This window comes from Xanthomonas sp. GPE 39, from assembly GCF_000963005.1.
GTDB lineage: Bacteria > Pseudomonadota > Gammaproteobacteria > Xanthomonadales > Xanthomonadaceae > Xanthomonas_A.
Genome location: NZ_JZHZ01000007.1, coordinates 143,653 through 144,188 on the forward strand (window position 1 = coordinate 143,653; position 536 = coordinate 144,188).

Annotated in this window: 1 pseudogene; it reads right to left on the bottom strand. The window is 64.2% G+C overall.

What is annotated here, in order from left to right:
- Positions 1–536: pseudogene (locus XALGPE39_RS15890) on the bottom strand (hemagglutinin); the annotation flags it as partial.

The window sequence follows — 536 nt, forward strand, 5'->3', positions numbered from 1 at the left end:
TGCTGTTGCAGTTGTTGCCCGTTCCAGTCCTTGACCAAGCCATTACCGCTGTCCCCGGTATGCACGTCGCGCTTGAGTGCCGCCAGCGTGTCGGCCACGCTCTGTCCGCTCTTGGCCTGTTGGCCCGCTGCATCGGTGATGGTCAGTGCGCCACCGCTGATCCCGCTGTGTGTGATCGAGGTCTGGCTGCCGCTCTTGCTGTCGTAGCCGCCACCGGTTCCCCGCACACCGTTGCCCTGATCCTGCCACGACAAACCGCCGCTCTGGCCCGATGTCGAGGCGGTCTGGCTGCCGGCTGTGTCGCTGCCTTGAGGATTACCTCCATCACTTTTGCCACTGCTACCACCCGCCGCATACCCGCCGGACAGGGTCATGCCCGTCGCCTTGTAATGGCTGGTATTGGTGATGTCGGCCACCGTCAACGTGCCGGTGGTCAGTTGGTTGCGGCCTTGGTCGATAGCGCCCTGCGTGCTCGCGATCACTGCGCCCTTCAGGTCGGTGTTGCCGTGCACGTTGATGTCGAACCCGCCATCGCC